The organism is Nonomuraea sp. NPDC050202 (genome assembly GCF_040656115.1).
Classification (GTDB): domain Bacteria; phylum Actinomycetota; class Actinomycetes; order Streptosporangiales; family Streptosporangiaceae; genus Nonomuraea.
The window spans coordinates 24696-41726 of record NZ_JBFALF010000047.1 but is presented as its reverse complement, the minus strand read 5'-3'; the positions used below and the strand labels follow the sequence as shown (position 1 = coordinate 41726).

Here is a 17031-nt window from a genome sequence, read left to right as displayed (position 1 = left end):
GCGTGTGCCGGGTCAGGCGGTTCCTGAGCCTTCCGCGTGCGCGGGCTCGGGCGTCCGCGGGTTGCCCGCGTGCGCCGGGCCGGCGCTCGTGCGCCCGGCCCGGCGTCCGCCGTCGCGTCAGCGGTAGCGGGCCTGCCCGCTGCCCGGCACGACCTCGCCCATCACCCAGGCGTCCAGGCCGCGACCGGCCAGCAGCCGGATGGCCGCGTCCGCCGCGTCCGCGGGCAGCACGGCCGCCATGCCGACGCCGAGGTTGAACGTGCGGTCCATGGCGCTCTGCTCGATCTTCCCGTAGGACGCGAGCACGCCGAAGATCGCCGGCGGCGTCCACGACGAGCGGTCCAGCAGCGCGTCGAGCTGCGCCGGCAGCGAACGCGAGAGGTTGCTCTCGATCCCCCCGCCGGTGATGTGCGCGTAGGCGTGCACCTGGACCGTCCTGGCCAGCTCCAGGCAGTGCAGCGAGTAGATGCGGGTGGGCTCCAGCAGCTCCTCGCCCAGCGGCCGGCCCAGCTCGGGCAGCACGGTGTCGAGCGACAGGGAGTTTTCCCGCAGCACGTGGCGGACCAGCGAGTAGCCGTTGGAGTGCACCCCCGAGGAGGCGATCCCCAGCACCACGTCACCGGCCACCACCCGCTCGGGCCCGAGCATGGCGGACGCCTCCACCACGCCGGTGCCCGCCCCGGCCAGGTCGTACTCGTCGGGGCCCATCGCGCCGGGGTGCTCGGCCGTCTCGCCGCCCACCAGCGCGGCCCCGGCCAGGCGGCAACCCTCGGCCACGCCGCCGACGATCTCGGCGATGCGCTCCGGCACCACCTTCCCGCAGGCGACGTAGTCGGTCATGAACAGCGGCTCGGCCCCGCAGACCACCAGGTCGTCGAGGACCATGCCGACCAGGTCGATGCCGATCGTGTCGTGCTTGCCGTACTGCTGGGCGATCATGACCTTGGTGCCCACGCCGTCGGTGGAGGTCGCCAGCAGCGGGCGCCGGTACTTCAGCAGGGCCGAGGCGTCGAACAGGCCGGCGAAGCCGCTGGCGTCGTCGACGACCTCGGGCCGGCGCGAGCGCGCCACCTTGTCCTTCATCAGCTCGACGGCACGCTCGCCCGCCTCGATGTCCACACCGGCGGCCTCATACGTACTCACACGGCCTCCTTCGTCGGCAGTGCGAGCACCGTACTGCTGCGTCTGATGGTTCGTTCGCCGCGCTCTGTCACGCCTTGCTCTCCAACACGAACTTGCCCACGTTGTCCTGGTCGATCGGGATCGGGTACTCGCCCGTGAAGCACGCCCGGCAGAGCCGGTCGGCCGGGATGGTGGTGGCCTCGGTCAGGCCCTCCAGGGAGATGTAACCGAGCGTGTCGGCGCCGAGCGAGGCGCGGATCTCCTCGACCGACAGCGAGCCCGCGATCAGCTCCGCCCTGGTGGCGAAGTCGATGCCGTAGAAGCACGGCCACTTCACGGGCGGGGACGAGATGCGGACGTGCACCTCGCGCGCCCCCGCCTCGCGCAACATCTTGACGATGGCCCGCTGGGTGTTGCCGCGCACGATCGAGTCGTCCACGACCACCAGGCGCTTGCCCTCCACGACCTCGCGCAGCGGGTTGAGCTTGAGCCGGATGCCGAGCTGGCGGATGGTCTGCGAGGGCTGGATGAACGTGCGGCCCACGTAGGAGTTCTTCACCAGGCCCTGGCCGTACGGGATCCCGCTCTCCTGGGCGTAACCCACGGCGGCGGGCGTGCCCGACTCCGGCGTGGGGATGACCAGGTCGGCCTCCACCGGGTGCTCGCGGGCCAGCACGCGGCCGACCTCGACCCGGGTGACCTGGACGCCGCGCCCGGCGATGGTGGTGTCGGGGCGGGCGAGGTAGACGTACTCGAACAGGCAGCCCTTCGGCTCCGGCAGCGCGAAGCGGCGGGACCTGACGCCCTGCTCGTCGATGGTGAGCAGCTCGCCCGGCTCGACCTCGCGGACGAACGTGGCGCCCACGATGTCGAGCGCCGCCGTCTCCGAGGCCACCACCCAGCCGCGCTCCAGCCGGCCTAGGACCAGCGGGCGGATGCCCTGCGGGTCGCGGGCCGCATACAGCGTCTTCTCGTCCATGAAGACCAGCGTGTAGGCGCCCTTGACCTGCGGCAGCAGCTCGGCGGCCGCGTCCTCGACCGAGCGGCTGCGGTCCTGCGCGAGCAGCGTGGTCAGGACCTCGGTGTCGGTGGTCGCGCGGATGGAGCCGGGCGCCAGCCGCTGGGCCAGCTCCGGGGTGTTGATGAGGTTGCCGTTGTGGGCCAGCGCCAGGCCGCCCACCTCGGTGGAGCTCAGCGTGGGCTGCGCGTTCTCCCACACGCTGGACCCGGTCGTGGAGTAGCGGCAGTGGCCGATGGCCAGGTGGCCGCGCAGGGTGCTGAGCACCGACTCGTCGAAGACCTGGGCGACCAGCCCCATGTCCTTGTAGACGAGAATGCGGCTGCCTTCGCTGACCGCGATGCCCGCGGACTCCTGGCCGCGGTGCTGCAACGCGTACAGCCCGTAGTAGGTGAGTTTGGAAACTTCCTCGCCCGGAGCCCAGACGCCGAAGACACCGCAGGCGTCTTTAGGTGCGCGGTCGTTGGGGTCCAGGTCATGGCCGAGCCGGCCGTCGCCCTTCAGCACATGCCTCAGTTTAGGTTGGCCGCTTCCGTGCTCGCACACCCGGGTGCGAGATCAGATGGCGTGGGCTGACCTGCCCGCATTCGAACCGTCTCGGATGATCTCTCCCGTGAGGTTGTGGTTGGCCGCCGAGCCGAGGAAGACGATCAGCGCCGCCATGTCCTCGGCGGTGGAGAGCCTGCGGCTGGGCGTGCGGGCCGCGAGCCGGTCGAGGACGTCCTGCGGGAACGGGCGCACGCCGGTGACCGTGAGGCCCGCGACGGCCACGTTCACCAGGATGCCGTCCCTGCCCGCCTCCCAGGCCAGGGCCCTGGCCATGCCGTGCAGGGCCATCTTCGCGGTGCCGTACGGGCCGGGGCCCGGCACGCCCTCCTCGCCGATGCCGGACGAGACGAGCACGATCCGGCCCCACCGCCTGCGCCGCATCCCGGGCAGCACCTCCTGGACGAGCAGGGCGTTGCCGACCACGTTGGCGTGCATGGCGGCGGACCACTCGGCGGCGGGCACGTCCTCGAACGCCATGCTGCCCGGCTGGATGTTCCCCCAGCGGACGGCGTTCGCGACGAGCGCGTCCACGGTGTCGATCGCGCCCGCCCGCGCGACGGCGGGCGCGATGGTGGCGTGGTCCTCCAGGTCGAGGTGGACGGCCGCGCCCCGGACGCCGGCCTCCTTGATGCGCTTGACGACCTCGGCTGCCCGCTCCTCGCCCTGGTTGTAGGTGATCGTGACGTCCGCGCCCGTTCTGGCGTACGCGAGCGCGGTGGCGGCGCCGATGCCGGACGAGCCGCCGGTGATGAGTACGTGCATGGGTAGCTCCTTGAATTAGCCGACTAATTAGCCAGCTAAGTGCACGCCGCCCCGACGTACAAGGGCGTTTCGCTAGCAGTGAAAGTCGGGCGTGGCGCGCAGGAACCTGGCGAGCAGCTCGCGCTCCTCGGCCGTGAAGCCGCGCTGGAGGTCCTCGTCCAACTGCTTCCAGATGCCCTCCACCGGCTCGCGCAGGGCCTTCCCCGTGTCGGTGAGGTACACGCGGCCGATCCGGGGGCGATCGGGGTCGGGGGCGCGGTAGACGATGCCCGCGCGCTCCAGGCGCTGGAGGGTCTTGGTGACGGTCGGCGGCTCGACGCCCAGCCTGGCGATCAGCTCGCCCTGCGTCAGGCCGTCCTCCCGCCACAGCTGGTTGAGCAGCAGCTCCTGGCCCACGTGCAGGCCGAGCGGGACCAGCGCGGCGGCGAGCTGGTTGCGGTGGGCCTTCATGAGCTTGATGAGCGCGTACGTCAGGGTCTCGTCCAGCATGCACTCATCTTGCCTCCCGCCTGCTGCTTTGGCGCATGGTGACCCAAGGATGAGCCGCCTCTTACCGTGTCGCATGGTTTAGCCGACGGCTTCCGCGAAAGGGTGAAGTATCCGGCATGCAGACCCTCGGGAGACGCAGACGTGACCACACCTGAGGACCCGAACGAGCCCCGCGAGGGGCAGCGCCCGCGCGAGGACCGCCCGAGGGAGGGCCGGCCAGAGAGCGCGCCTGCCCAGCACGAGCCCGAGTGGTGGAGCGAGGGCGCGCTGCCGGAGGACGAGCGGCCGCCCGAGCAGGGCCCGGCTCCAGGCGCCACGCCCGAGCGGGAGCCGGAGGGTGTGCCCGGGCACGGGCCGGGGGAGGAGGAGCCGATCTCGCCGGTTCCGCCCGTGGTGCCCCGTCCCGACGTGCCGCCGACGCACGAGCCCAGGCCGGCCGGCGAGCCGTCCCATCCCGACCTGCCCACCGCGCCCGAGACTCCGGAGCCCGCGGGCGGCGACGCCGAGGCGACCCAGGTGTACCCGATCCCCGGCGCCACCCCGTCCTATCCGGGCTGGGGCGGAGCGCCGCAGGAGGAGCGGCCCGCCAGGCAGGAGCCCTCGCGCTACGAGCAGGACGACCAGCCGCAGCAGCCGCACTTCGCGCCGCCCGAGGCAGGCGCCCCGTCAGGGGAGAGCGCCTCCCCCTGGCAGGGCACCCCGTCAGGGGAGGGGCCGGAGCCTTGGGAGAGCACGCCGCCCGGAGGGATCCCGGTCTCCGGGGGCGGGGCGCAGGCCCAGGGCGGTCAGGCGGGGACGCAGCCCGAGGGCGGCGCGCCGGACCAGGGTCACACCGTCCCGCCCGCGCACGACCAGGACCCGACGGTGCCGGGCACGTCGCCCTCCAGCCCGTACGGCGGCCCGCCCGGCTACCCTCCGCCCCCGCCTCCGGGAGCCCCCTACGGCTCCCCGGCCGGCCAGTACGGCCAGTACGGCCAGCCCGGTCAATACGGTCAGTACGGCCAGCCCGGCCAGCCCGGCCAGCCCGGCCAATACGGTCCGTACGGGCAGTACGAGCAGTCCAGGCCGGGCAGCGGCCTGGCCACGGCCTCGCTCGTCCTCGGCGTGGCCAGCCCCTTCCTGGTGTTCGTCTGCTTCACCGGCCTGATCACCGCGATCCTGTCGATCGTCTTCGGCTGGGTGGCGCTGGTGAAGCGCGCGGGCAAGGGCCGGGCCATCGCCGGCATCGTGATCAGCGTCCTGTCGCTGATCCTGTTCGCGATCGTGGCCATCTGGTTCTGGAACGTGGTCCAGGAGTGCGCCCATCTGCCGGGCCAGCTCGCCGACCGGTGCTTCGAGGACAAGTTCCCCTGGATGAGCGGCACCCGCTAAAGCGGCAAATATCCGGACAGGTCGGCTCGGGAGCCGCTGGCCGTCACCGCGCCTTCTGCCATGGCCTCGTCCCAGGTCAGCCGCCCGAGCGCGAGCTCGATCCAGGTCCGCCCGTCCATCTCCACCACGTTCGGCGGCGTGCCCCGGGTGTGCCGGGGCCCCTCGATGGCCTGGACGGCGGCGTACGGCGGCACGCGCACCTCGACGGTCCGGCCGGGCGCCGTGCTCGCCAGCCTGTCGAGCAGGTGGCGCACCGCCATCCTGGCCGCGTCGCGCTCCGGCTGGAGCCCGCGGTCGTAGGCGGCCAGCACGGCGGCCACGAGCGCGTCGGGCAGCGCGGACGCGGGCCCGTCGTACGCGGGCTCGTCGAGCGCGACGAGCTGGCCGTCGAGGGCCGCTCTCAGCTTTTCCTGGTCCATCTTGCGTGGTGGCACCCTGCCATTGTCTCCCGGGAAGCGTTCATCGAGACGGAGGTCATCGTTCACCTCCGGTTTCGACGGTGAACGTAGCCTCCCGGCGGTACAACCGCGCACATATATGGAGGACCTGTGGCGAACCCCAACGCGGGGCCGCGGCTACTGCCGCTGCTTTCCACCCCGCACAAAGGTGGCCGTTCCGCGTTGACCTGTCAGTTCCGCTGCGGCAACGCGTGCGCGCATGACGTGGCAAACACCGCCGACAACGCCTACTTCGGCGACGTGGTGAAGGACGCGCTGTCCCGGCGCGGCGTGCTGCGGGCGGGCGCGCTCGGCGCGATCGTGGTGGGCACGGGCGTGGCGGGCGCGGTGCCGGCCCTGGCCGACGAGCCCGAGGCGGCCGCCGCCGGGCACGGCTGGAACGGTGGCGGCGGCAGCGACATCCGCTTCACCGCCGTGCAGCCGAACACGGATGACGCGCTGACCATCCCGGACGGCTACCAGTCCTCCGTGGTCGTGCGCTGGGGCGACCCGGTGCTGCCCGACGCGCCGGAGTTCGACTTCGAGAACCAGACCGCCGACGCCCAGAACAAGCAGTTCGGCTACAACTGCGACTTCGTGACGGTCTTCCCGATGGGCCGCGACCGCGCGCTGATGTGGGTCAACCACGAGTACTCCGACGAGAGCCTGATGTTCCGCGGTTACACCGGCGGCGCGGCGGCGACCGAGGAGCAGATCAGGATCGGGCTGGCCGCGCACGGCGGCTCGGTCGTGGAGATCGAGCGGGCCGGCAACACCGGCGAGTGGAAGCTGGTCACCAGGGGCCGCCGCCGCTACAACCGCCGCATCACCGCGCAGACGAAGATGCGGTTCAGCGGCCCCGCCGCCGGCAGCGACCTGCTCAAGACGGCCGCCGACCCGAAGGGCACCACGCCCATCGGCATGCTGAACAACTGCGCGGGCGGCACCACCCCGTGGGGGACGGTGCTGACCGCCGAGGAGAACTTCAACCAGTACTTCGTCAACGGCGACAAGGTGCCCGAGGCGCAGAAGCCCTACATCACCCGCTACTCGATCACCACCGGCACCCCCTCCTCCAGCCGCCGGTTCGACCGCGTCGAGGAGCGCTTCGACCTGGCCAAGCACCCGAACGAGGTCAACAGGTTCGGGTGGATCGTGGAGATCGACCCGTTCGACCCCGACTCGACGCCGATCAAGCGCACCGCGCTCGGCCGCTTCGCCCACGAGGCCGCCACCACGACGCTGGCCCGCGACGGCCGCCTGGTCGTCTACATGGGTGACGACTCGCGCTTCGAGTACATCTACAAGTTCGTCTCCAAGGACCGCTACATCCCCGGCTTCGACCGCCACAACCGGGCGCTGCTGGACGAGGGCACCCTGTACGTGGCCAAGTTCACCGGCGACAGCCCGGCCGCCGAGCTCGACGGCTCCGGCAAGCTGCCCTCCGACGGCCAGTTCGACGGCTACGGCGAGTGGCTCCCGCTGGTCTCGGGCGACAGGTCGTTCGTGAAGGGCATGACCGCCCAGGAAGTCCTGGTCTACACCCGTTCGGCCGCCGACAAGGTGGACGGCGGCGCGACGAAGATGGACCGCCCCGAGGACGTGGAGCGCAACCCGGTCACCGGCGGCGTCTACGTGGCCCTGACCAACAACAGCAACCGCACCGCGGCCCAGGTGGACGAGGCCAACCCGCGCCCGTCGAACAAGCACGGCCACGTCCTGGAGATCGTGGAGCGGCGCAACGACGCGGGCGAGAAGACGTTCGCCTGGTCGCTGCCGCTGGTCTGCGGCGACCCGAACGACCCCGCCACCTACTTCGCCGGCTTCGACAAGTCCAAGGTCTCGCCGATCTCCTGCCCGGACAACGTGACGTTCGACAAGGACGGCAACCTGTGGATCTCCACGGACGGCAACGCCCTGGAGAAGAACGACGGCCTGTTCGTGATGCCGGTCAGGGGCAAGGAGCGCGGCTACGTGCGCCAGTTCCTCACCGTGCCGGTCGGCGCCGAGACCTGCGGCCCGCTCGTCTCCGACGACCAGCGCAGCGTCTTCGTGGCGGTGCAGCACCCGGGTGAGACGGACGACGCCAGCCCGGAGACCCCGAGCAGCCACTGGCCCGACGGCGGCAGCAGCCAGCCCCGCCCGTCGGTGGCCGTGGTCTGGCACGCCAGGGGCAAGAAGATCGGGGCTTGACCTCAACTTAACTTGAGGCCATAGCGTCCATGCCATGAGCATGGAAGTGACCGCCTGGCACCAGCTTTACTCGATGAACAACCGGCCCGAGCGTCGCTCTGTATCCAGGGCGACGCTCAGGCGTATCGGCGCCTTCGCACGCCCGCACCGTCGCAGGCTGGCGCTGTTCCTGCTGCTCAGCGTGGTGATGGCGGGCCTGGCGGTGGGGGCGCCGCTGCTGGCGGGGCGGGTGGTGGACGCCATCTTCACCGGCGAGCCGGTCGGCGTGGTCGTCACGGTGGCGCTGGCGATCGCGGGCCTGGCGATCGCGGAGGCGGGGCTGGGCCTGGTGAACCGGTGGCTGTCGGCGGGCCTGGGCGAGGACCTGATCCTCGACCTGCGTACGGCCGTCTTCGACCACGTCCAGCGCATGCCGATCGCGTTCTTCATGCGGACCCGCACCGGCGCGCTGGTCAGCCGGCTGAACAACGACGTGATCGGCGCCCAGCGCGCCTTCACCGACACGCTGTCCGGCGTGGTCGGCAACATCGTGACGCTCATGCTGACGCTCGTGGCGATGATCGGCATCTCCTGGCAGATCACGCTGCTGGCGCTGCTGCTCCTGCCCGTGTTCGTGCTGCCGGCCCGGCGGATGGGCACCAGGATCGCCCGGCTGCGGCGGGAGGCGGCCGACCACAACGCGGCCATGGGCACCCAGATGACCGAGCGGTTCTCCGCGCCGGGCGCGACGCTGGTCAAGCTGTTCGGCCGGCCCGCCCACGAGTCGGCCGAGTTCGCCCGCAGGGCCCGCCGCGTGCGCGACATCGGGGTGCGCTCGGCCATGACCCAGTCGGCCTTCGTCACCGCGCTGACGCTGGTCTCGGCGCTGGCGCTGGCCCTGGTGTACGGCCTCGGCGGCTTCTACGCCCTGGCCGGGCAGCTCGCCCCCGGCGCGCTGGTGTCGATGGCCATGCTGCTGACCCGCCTGTACGCGCCCCTGACGGCCCTGGCCAGCGCCCGCGTGGACGTGATGAGCGCGGTCGTCAGCTTCGAGCGCGTCTTCGAGGTGCTCGACCTGGAGCCGCTCATCCAGGACAAGCCGGACGCCCGGGAGGTGCCGGAAGGCCCGGTCTCGGTGGAGTTCGACGACGTGCGCTTCGCCTACCCCGCGGCCGACAAGGTCTCGCTGGCCTCGCTGGAGGAGGTCGCCACGCTCGACACGCGCGGCGGCGTCGAGGTGCTGCACGGCGTCTCGTTCCGGGCCGAGCCCGGGCAGATGGTGGCGCTGGTCGGCTCGTCCGGCGCGGGCAAGTCCACGATCGCGCAGCTCCTGCCCCGGCTGTACGACGTCGACTCCGGCGCCGTCCGGCTCGGCGGCGTGGACGTGCGTGACCTGACCGCCGACTCGATCCGCGACACGCTCGGCATGGTCACCCAGGACGGTCACCTCTTCCACGACACGATCCGCGCCAACCTGCTGCTGGCCAGGCCGGAGGCGGGCGAGGAGGAGATCTGGGACGCGCTCACCCGTGCCCGCCTGGCCACGCTCATCCGGTCGCTGCCGGACGGGCTCGACACGGTCGTGGGCGAGCGCGGCTACCGGCTGTCGGGCGGGGAGCGCCAGCGGCTGACGATCGCCCGCCTCCTGCTGGCCAGGCCCCGGGTGGTGATCCTGGACGAGGCCACCGCGGCGCTCGACTCCACCTCCGAGGCGGCGGTGCAGGCGGCGCTGGGCGAGGCCCTGGAAGGCAGGACCGCCGTGGTGATCGCGCACCGGCTCTCCACCGTCCGCGCGGCCGACCTGATCCTGGTGATCGAGGACGGCCAGGTGGCCGAGCGCGGCACGCACGCCGAACTGCTGGCCGCCGGGGGCCGCTACGAGGAGCTGTACCGCACTCAGTTCGAGGACCCGACGGTCTCCGGGGTCGCGGCGGCCTGAGGCTCGTCGGGCGGAGCCGGCTGGGGGCGCAGCGAGTAGAGCGCGACCGGGATGGACGCCAGCACCACGACCGCGGCGACGACCAGCGTGAACCGGTAGCCGTCGAGGAAGGCGGGCAGCGGCGGCAGGCCGCTCGCGTTCTGCCTGGCGGTCAGCAGCGCCCCCAGCACGGTGATGCCGAGCAGGCCGAAGACCTCGCGGGAGACGTTGAGCACGCCCGAGGCGACGCCTGAGCGCTCCCTGGGCATGCCGTTCAGGACGGCGGAGGTCAGGGGGACGAGCAGGCCGCCGCCGAGGCCGTACAGGATGAACCAGGGCGCCACGTCGGTGAAGTCGCCGTCGGCGCCGACGCGGGAGATGAGGTAGATCGCGGTCCCCATGAGCGCCATCCCGAGCGCGACCGTGTGCCCGATACCGAGCCGCGCGCTGACCTGCTGCGAAAGGATCGCCGTCACGCCCATGACCAGCGCCATCGGCACGAAGGAGGCGCCTGCCTGGGTGGGGGTGAAGCCGAGCACGTTCTGCAGCCACAGGGCGCTGAAGAAGTAGATGCCGAACACGCCGAACGACCAGATGCCGCTGGTCAGCATCCCGCCGGTGAAGACGCGCGACCTGAACAGCGAGATCGCGATCATCGGCTCCGACGCCCGTGCCTCCACCGCGACGAACCCCGCGACCGCCGCCGCGAACACGCCGAACGCGGCCAGGATCGGCGCCGAGGCCCAGCCGAGGCTCTCGCCCTCGATGAGCGCGAACGTCAGCGCGAACAGGGCCAGCGCCGACAGGGCCAGGCCCGGCAGGTCGAGGCTGTGGCGCACCCGCGTGAAGGCGGGCCGCACGGCCCAGAGCGCGAGCCCGCCCGTGACCACGCCGATCGGCACGTTGATCAGGTAGATCCAGCCCCAGTGCAGGTTCTCGCTGATGAGCCCGCCCAGGGTGGGCCCGAGGGCCATGGACAGCGCGCCCGAGGCGCTCCAGATGCCCACCGCCCGGCCGCGCTCCGCGGGGTCGGGGAAGATCTGGCTGATCAGCGCCAGCGTGGTCGGCGTCAGCAGCGCGGCGCCGACACCCTGTACGGCCCGCGCGGCGATCAGCATCCCGCCGGAGGTGGCCAGCCCGGCCACGAGCGAGGCCAGCGTGAAGACGGCCAGCCCGCCGAGGAAGACCCTGCGGGCGCCCAGCACGTCCGCGAGCCGGCCGCCGGCCAGCATGAGGCCGGCGAAGACCAGGATGTAGGAGCTCACGATCCACTCCAGCCCGGAGATCGTCAGCCCCAGCTCCCGCTGGATCGTCGGCAACGCGACATTTCCCACGTTGTTATCCAGATACGTCATGAACGTGCCCAGGGTCACGGCGACCAATGCCCACCATCGCATGGCGGCTCCTCTTCCTATACAGCGTACTTGTACGCCGTATAGTGGAACTTGTACGACGTATAGTTGTCAACCGTGATGGGAAAACTGACCGCGCAGGTGATCGCGGAGCGGGCTCTGGAGATCGGCGACACCGAGGGCATCGACGCCGTGACCATCCGCCGCCTGGCCACGGATCTCGGCGTGACCCCGATGGCGCTCTACTGGCACTACAAGAACAAGGAACAGCTGCTCGTCGGCATGGCCGACCACCTGATCGGTGGCTTCGCGCCCGGGCCCGCCGACGAGCGCCCCTGGCAGGCCCAGCTCCGCGAGCTGACCGAGGGCCTGATCAGGACGCTGCGCGCCCACCCCTGCGCCAAGGACGTGCTGGAGCAGATCGACCCGGTCGCGGTGCCGAACTTCCTGGCCGTCTGGGACCAGGCGCTCGGGCTGGCCCGCACCGCCGGGTTCGGCGTGGACGAGAGCTGCCTGATCACCAAGTACCTGCTGCAGAGCGCCATCGCCATCGCCGACGCGCCCGTCCACGGGCAGGCCGAGCCCGATCGCGAGGAGCGCGCCAGGGCCAAGCTCTTCGGGCTGCAGTCGCTGCCCGTGGACAGGTATCCGCACCTGGTGGAGATGGCCCGCCCGCTGGTGGCAGGCACGGACCCGATCCTGTACGACACCTTCGGCGTCGACCTCGTGCTGGGCGGCATCGAGGCGCTGGCGGCCAGACGTTAGAGTCCAGATCATGCCCTTCGAGCTGATCTGCGAGATCGAACCGCCCACCAAGCCCGATCTGAAGCACGTACGGCACCAGATCGGCACCCTGAGCAAGATCGCTCACGCGTTCCTCATCCCCGACAACCACATCGGCCGCGCGACCGTCTCCAGCGTGGCCGTGGCGCACGAGGTCGAGGCGATGGGCGGGCGCGGCATCGCCTGCCTCAACTCGCGCGACCGCAACCTGCTCGGCTTCCGCCGCGACCTGCTGACGGCGGCGGCGTACGGGGTGGACCAGTTCCTGTTCGTCTACGGCGACAAGCCCACGAGCGGCAACCGGACGAGCGACCTGAACGTGCGCTCGATGATCGAGGAGGCGCGCAGGTTCTCGCCGGACCTCCGCGTGGGGGCCGCCGCCGGGCTGCGCCCGCTGCCCGCGTGGAAGCGTACGGCCGACTTCCTGTTCTCGCAGGTCAGCTTCTCGGTGGAGGACCAGCTCCGGTGGCGTGAGCAGCACCCGGTCGACGTGCCCGTCTACGCCGGCGTCATGGTCCTGGCCAGCGAGCGGCACGCGCGCACCCTGGCCGCCGCGATCCCGGACATCGCCCTGCCGGAGGAGCTGATCGCGAAGGTGGCCGCCGACCGCACGGCCGGCGTGGAGGCCGCCTGCGAGCAGGTCCTCGCCCTGCGCGACACGGGCGCCTTCGCCGGCGTGCACCTCGTCCCGGTGAACCGCTACCGCGACGTCGAGGCGCGCCTGGCCGCCGAGCTCTGAGGCGCCTTCGGGGAGCGGGCCAGGGCCGCCAGCAGCGCGCCCAGCAGCGCGACCCCGAACAGCACCGCGTACGCCCGCTGGAACCCGTCCATGAGCTGCCCCACCGCCACCGGCGACAGGGTGGACAGGGTTCCGGCGTACACCTGGGCCCGCACGCCAGGCCCCACGGAGGCGGTCAGCACGCTGAGCGACAGGCCGACGCTGATCACGATGCCGACGTTCATCACCATCACGCGGAACCCGTTGACCACCCCCAGGCTGCCGGCCGGCAGCGCCCGCATGACCTGCGTGGTGTTGCCCGTGAGGAACGTTCCGCTGCCGCAGCCCGCCACGAACAGGCCGATCCCGATCACCCAGTACGGCGTCGCCGGATCGGCCGTCAGCATCAGCGTGCCGAGCCCGGCCGCGCTCAGCACCGCGCCGCCGATCGACAGCGCGTACGGCGACACCCGCCGCCCGAGCATGCCCACGATCGGCGAGGCCAGCCCGATCCCGACCGGCACGGGCAGCACGCTCAGCCCCGCCGTGAACGCGTCCACGCCCCGGGCGGCCTGGAAGTACAGCGCCACCACCAGGATCAGCGCCGAGCGGGCCAGCGCGTTGCAGAACGAGGCCAGGTTCGCGTAGGTCAGCAGCCGCCCGCCGAACAGCCGCAGGTCCAGCACCGGGTTCGGGGCACGCCGCTCGGCCAGCACGATCAGCGGCAGCAGCACCACGAACGTGCCCGCCCCCGCCAGCACCACGGGGCTGGACAGCCCGCTCGACCCCGCCGTGGACAGCGCCAGCAGCAGCGCCGACAGCGCCGCGAACACCAGCACGTTGCCCAGCGCGTCCACCGGCTCCTTCGGCTGCCTGGGCATCTTGCGTAAGATCGCCGCGCCCACGCCGAGCGCCAGGAGCCCGGCGGGCACGTTCACCCAGAAGATCCACTGCCAGCCGGCGGCCTCGGCGATCAGGCCGCCGAGCGTGGGACCGGCGAGCTGGGCCACCGACAGCGTGCCGATGTAGACGCCCATGCCCTGGCTGAGCCGGTCGGGCGGGAAGGCATCGGTGATGATCACGGTGCCGTTCGCGAGGATCATCGCGGCGCCGATCGCCTGAAGGACGCGCATCGCGATCAGGAACCACACGTCCGGCGACAGCCCGGCCAGCAGCGAGGCCACCGTGAACAGCGCGAACCCCGCGAGATACACCTCACGCCTGCCGAGCAGGTCGGCCACCCGGCCGAACAGCACCAGGCTCGCCGTGTTGACCAGCAGGAACGACAGCAGGATCCAGCCCGACTCCAGCGCGTCGGCGCGGAAGTGCCGCACGACCGTCGGCAGCGCCACGTTCAGCGTGCTGCCGGCGATGCCGATGAGCACGAGGCCCAGGCTGGTGACCGCGCACACCCGCCAGGCGTAGCGCAGGCGGGCGTCGTCTTGGGGGGTGACCGCGACCATGCCCTCCACTATGACGTACGACGTACGTCCCTTTTGTCCGGGGGCGCTGTGTCCCAGGGGTCACCTGGCGCGCTAGCGCAACGGGGTCACCTGGCGCGCTTGCGCAACCCCTCCAGGTCGTGGATCACCACGCGCCGCCTGCCCGTCTCGATCAGGCCCCGGTCGCGCAGCGTGCGCAGCGCCTTGCTGACGGCCTCGCGGGAGGCGCCGGTCCATCCGGCCAGCTCGTCCTGCGACAGGGGCAGCGCCACGCGTACGCCGCCGTTGGTCTTCTCGCCGTACCGCTCGGCCAGCTCCAGCAGCCGCGTCGCCACCCTCCCCGTGGTGTCGAACGCGCCGTACTCGATGCGCTTGCGGTCGGAGTCGCGCAGCTTCCCGCTGACGAGCCGCATGAGCTGCACGGCGATGCGCCCGTGGCTCTCCAGGAAGCCGGTGAAGTCACGCACCACGAGGCCGGCGATCGGCTCCAGCGCGGTCACGGTGGTCGAGCGGGGTGAGCCGTCGATGGCCGACAGCTCGCCGAGCAGCGCACCGGGCCCGCGTACGGCCAGCACCACCTCGGTGCCGCCGCTCGTGTGGGAGGAGCACTTGACCCTGCCCTCCATCAGCACGAGCACCCAGTCGGACGTGTCGCCCTCGGTCATGATGGTCGTGCCCCGGTCCCAGCGCCGCACCCGGCCGGCCGAGCGCAGGGCCTCGACCTCCTCGGCGGTCAGCATGGTGAGGAACTCTCCGGGCTCTGAATCCATGCGCCTGATTATGTCGGTACCTGCACCGCCCTACTATGTCATTTCCGTCAGAACGTAGGCCGTGACGAGTTCCTCCTTGCCCTTGAGGTTGAGCGGCCCCAGCGGGCTCACCCTCGCGCCGTCGCCCAGCTGCCTGTACGTCGTCTCGCCGATCACCACCGTGCCCGGCTCGGCCAGGGTCTGGAGCCGGGCGGCCACGTTCACGGCGTCGCCCATGGCGTTGAAGCCGCGCAGCTCCGGGCTGCCGATGTTGCCGACCAGGGCCGGCCCGGTGTTGACGCCCACCCGGAACGTCGGCCACTCGACCGTGTCGACCTTCCAGGCCATCTCCTCGGCGATCTCGGCGGCGGCCTGCTGCATCTGCAGCGCCGCCTTGCAGGCCTGCCGCGCGTGCCCGTCCTGCGTCGCGGGGGCGTTGAACAGGGCCAGCAGCGCGTCGCCGACGAACTGCACGATCGTGCCGCCGTTGTTCAGGATGCAGGGGACGGCGGCCGTGTGGTAGCGGTTCAGCATCTCGACGATCTCGCCGGGCGTGACCTTCTCCGAGAACGTGGTGAAGCCCTTGAGGTCGGCGAAGAGCGCGGTCAGCTCCTTGAGCTGGCCGCCCAGCTCCGCCTGCGCGGGGTCGGCGAGCAGCGCGTGCGCCACGTCCGGCGACATGTACTGGTGGAAGAGCGTGTGCAGCTCCTGGTAGAGCCGGGCGTTCTCCAGCGAGATCGACAGCTGCCCGGCCAGCGTCGCGGCCAGCGCCTCGTCCTGGCTGGTGCGCCCTACCGGCACCTCCAGCACGCCCGCCAGGTTGCCCTTGACGGTCAGCGGGAAGGCCAGGAGCTGGTCGCGCCTGATCGGGTTGCCGTCGGTGAAGGCGTAGTCGCGCGAGCCGATCTGCGTCCTGCCCTCCGAGATCAGGGCGATCTTGACGTCCCCGTACGCCTGCCGCACCCGCTCCAGCGACACCGTCAGCAGCTCGTTCTCCGGCAGCCCGACCTTGGTCTGCGCGCTCACCGCCACCAGCGCGGCCAGCCGCTCCGACAGCTCCCGCTCGTTGGCCAGCGCCTCGCCCGCCCGGTCGAGCACCGCGGCCTGGCCCTCGTTGAGCCGGAACTTGCCCGACAGCCGGGTCGCGGCCAGCGGCTCGCCCCGGCGTACGTGCTCGACCAGCTCCTCCAGCGCCTCGTCGTAGTCGCGCTGGATGCGCCGCACGGTGGCCGCCAGCGCCACCGAGTCGAACAGGCCCGCGCTCGACCCCTCGCGCCTGAACTGCAGGTAGGCGCTGTAGGCGACGAAGACGAAGGCCAGGGTGAGCAGGATGTGCCACTCCCACCAGGACAGGTGCCAGTTGAGCTGCGACATGCCCGCGATCATCGACTCGGCCAGCAGCGCGTACGCGGTGATCAGGCTGATCAGCATGGCCGCCGGCCGCCGCCGGTGCAGCAGGAACATCATCACGCTCGCCGCCACGTACAGCAGCAGCCCGGGGACCGACGCCCACGCCAGCCAGCCCATCGGCGAGACCATGGGTGGCTCGCTGAGCGGCGTCAGGCCCGGGACCAGCGACATGACACCCCAGAGGACCATGAACCCGGCCAGCGCTCCGCGGATGAAGTGCTGCGACCCGAGCACGGCCTTGGCGGCCTTCTCCCGCAGCGGCAGCGCGGAGGCGAACGCGAACGCCGAGGCGAGCGTGAGCCCCACCTGCTGGCCGAGGTCGAACCCGATGGAGCCGGTGGGCAGGATGACCTTCGGCGTGGCCAGCCCGTGCAGGAAGAAGAACCCCGCGCTGCTCAGGAAGACCATGGAGACCAGGAACAGCCGCGCGTCCTGCCGGCGCCTGGAGGCCTCGCTGATGAGCGCGCCGAGCGCGACGTTGACGCCGGCGACCAGGATGATCAGCCAGAAGTGGCTGGCGTTGTGCTGCCAGAAGATGTTGATGTGCGGCTGGGCCAGCAGGAGCCAGAGGCCGAGCAGGGGCAGGATCAGGTGGATGGACCAGACCACGCCGCGTACGGGCTGGGTGGCCGGGGGAAGGTAGGGCGTGGGACCGCGCGTTGGCACAGACCCGATTATCCACGGGCGATCGGTGTCTCCAATGCGTCCTTTTACTCACCCGAGTCGGAGACAATCCGTC

General features: G+C 71.6%; 14 protein-coding genes. 5 read left to right on the top strand and 9 right to left on the bottom strand.

Annotated features, from left to right (window positions below; all coding sequences use genetic code 11):
- Window positions 1–117 precede the first annotated feature (117 nt).
- From purM to AB0I79_RS55550, 4 genes are all read right to left on the bottom strand, one after another.
- Entirely contained in the window at window positions 118–1143 is a 1026-nt protein-coding gene (gene purM, locus AB0I79_RS55565; protein WP_357892792.1) for a phosphoribosylformylglycinamidine cyclo-ligase, read from the bottom strand.
- A gap of 67 nt (window positions 1144–1210) precedes the next feature.
- Window positions 1211–2647 (bottom strand): amidophosphoribosyltransferase, encoded by a 1437-nt coding sequence (purF, locus tag AB0I79_RS55560; RefSeq protein WP_357892790.1) that lies wholly within the window; start codon window positions 2645–2647, stop codon window positions 1211–1213.
- A 51-nt stretch (window positions 2648–2698) separates the two neighbouring features.
- Window positions 2699–3451: an SDR family oxidoreductase gene (locus AB0I79_RS55555; RefSeq protein ID WP_357892788.1), complete on the bottom strand. Its 753-nt coding sequence runs from the start codon at window positions 3449–3451 to the stop codon at window positions 2699–2701.
- A 72-nt stretch (window positions 3452–3523) separates the two neighbouring features.
- On the bottom strand, window positions 3524–3940 hold the full coding sequence (locus AB0I79_RS55550) for a MarR family transcriptional regulator (RefSeq protein WP_357892786.1): 417 nt from the start codon (window positions 3938–3940) through the stop codon (window positions 3524–3526).
- A gap of 141 nt (window positions 3941–4081) precedes the next feature.
- On the opposite strand from AB0I79_RS55550, the gene AB0I79_RS55545 reads away from it, so the two are divergent.
- Entirely contained in the window at window positions 4082–5311 is a 1230-nt protein-coding gene (locus AB0I79_RS55545; protein ID WP_357892784.1) for a hypothetical protein, read from the top strand.
- Here the strand turns inward: AB0I79_RS55545 and AB0I79_RS55540 are convergent.
- Complete coding sequence (locus AB0I79_RS55540) at window positions 5308–5730, bottom strand: sterol carrier family protein (RefSeq protein WP_357892863.1); 423 nt, start codon at window positions 5728–5730, stop codon at window positions 5308–5310. The genes AB0I79_RS55545 and AB0I79_RS55540 overlap by 4 nt on opposite strands.
- A gap of 129 nt (window positions 5731–5859) precedes the next feature.
- On the opposite strand from AB0I79_RS55540, the gene AB0I79_RS55535 reads away from it, so the two are divergent.
- Together AB0I79_RS55535 and AB0I79_RS55530 are read left to right on the top strand one after the other, a co-directional pair.
- Entirely contained in the window at window positions 5860–7941 is a 2082-nt protein-coding gene (locus tag AB0I79_RS55535) for a PhoX family phosphatase (protein ID WP_357892782.1), read from the top strand.
- 34 nt (window positions 7942–7975) lie between these two features.
- The gene (locus AB0I79_RS55530; RefSeq protein WP_357892780.1) at window positions 7976–9859 is read left to right on the top strand and encodes an ABC transporter ATP-binding protein; all 1884 of its coding nucleotides are present in this window, start codon (window positions 7976–7978) and stop codon (window positions 9857–9859) included.
- On the opposite strand, the gene AB0I79_RS55525 is transcribed toward AB0I79_RS55530, so the two are convergent.
- Entirely contained in the window at window positions 9817–11235 is a 1419-nt protein-coding gene (locus AB0I79_RS55525; RefSeq protein WP_357892778.1) for an MFS transporter, read from the bottom strand. The two genes, AB0I79_RS55530 and AB0I79_RS55525, sit on opposite strands and share 43 nt — an antisense overlap.
- A 75-nt stretch (window positions 11236–11310) precedes the next feature.
- Here AB0I79_RS55525 and AB0I79_RS55520 point away from each other — a divergent pair, with 75 nt between their 5' ends.
- Complete coding sequence (locus AB0I79_RS55520; protein ID WP_357892861.1) at window positions 11311–11955, top strand: TetR family transcriptional regulator; 645 nt, start codon at window positions 11311–11313, stop codon at window positions 11953–11955.
- A gap of 10 nt (window positions 11956–11965) precedes the next feature.
- Window positions 11966–12712, top strand: a complete 747-nt coding sequence (locus AB0I79_RS55515) for a methylenetetrahydrofolate reductase (RefSeq protein ID WP_357892776.1) — start codon at window positions 11966–11968, stop codon at window positions 12710–12712.
- Here AB0I79_RS55515 and AB0I79_RS55510 read toward each other — a convergent pair.
- The 3 genes from AB0I79_RS55510 to AB0I79_RS55500 form a co-directional block, all read right to left on the bottom strand.
- Entirely contained in the window at window positions 12673–14154 is a 1482-nt protein-coding gene (locus AB0I79_RS55510; RefSeq protein ID WP_357892774.1) for an MFS transporter, read from the bottom strand. The two genes, AB0I79_RS55515 and AB0I79_RS55510, sit on opposite strands and share 40 nt — an antisense overlap.
- Window positions 14155–14240: 86 nt before the next feature.
- A complete protein-coding gene (locus tag AB0I79_RS55505; protein WP_357892773.1) occupies window positions 14241–14903 on the bottom strand; it encodes a Crp/Fnr family transcriptional regulator in 663 nt (220 codons plus the stop codon).
- Window positions 14904–14936: 33 nt separating this feature from the next.
- Window positions 14937–16958, bottom strand: coding sequence for an adenylate/guanylate cyclase domain-containing protein (locus AB0I79_RS55500; RefSeq protein WP_357892771.1), 2022 nt, complete (start codon window positions 16956–16958; stop codon window positions 14937–14939).
- Between the last annotated feature and the right edge of the window lie 73 nt (window positions 16959–17031).

Coding starts and splice junctions, on each gene's coding strand:
- AB0I79_RS55555 (WP_357892788.1), bottom strand. CDS start 3,451: ATGCACGTACTCATCACCGGCGGCTCGTCCGGCATCGGCGCCGCCACC.
- AB0I79_RS55550 (WP_357892786.1), bottom strand. CDS start 3,940: ATGCTGGACGAGACCCTGACGTACGCGCTCATCAAGCTCATGAAGGCC.
- AB0I79_RS55540 (WP_357892863.1), bottom strand. CDS start 5,730: ATGGACCAGGAAAAGCTGAGAGCGGCCCTCGACGGCCAGCTCGTCGCG.
- AB0I79_RS55530 (WP_357892780.1), top strand. CDS start 7,976: ATGAGCATGGAAGTGACCGCCTGGCACCAGCTTTACTCGATGAACAAC.
- AB0I79_RS55525 (WP_357892778.1), bottom strand. CDS start 11,235: ATGCGATGGTGGGCATTGGTCGCCGTGACCCTGGGCACGTTCATGACG.
- AB0I79_RS55520 (WP_357892861.1), top strand. CDS start 11,311: ATGGGAAAACTGACCGCGCAGGTGATCGCGGAGCGGGCTCTGGAGATC.
- AB0I79_RS55515 (WP_357892776.1), top strand. CDS start 11,966: ATGCCCTTCGAGCTGATCTGCGAGATCGAACCGCCCACCAAGCCCGAT.
- AB0I79_RS55510 (WP_357892774.1), bottom strand. CDS start 14,154: ATGGTCGCGGTCACCCCCCAAGACGACGCCCGCCTGCGCTACGCCTGG.
- AB0I79_RS55505 (WP_357892773.1), bottom strand. CDS start 14,903: ATGGATTCAGAGCCCGGAGAGTTCCTCACCATGCTGACCGCCGAGGAG.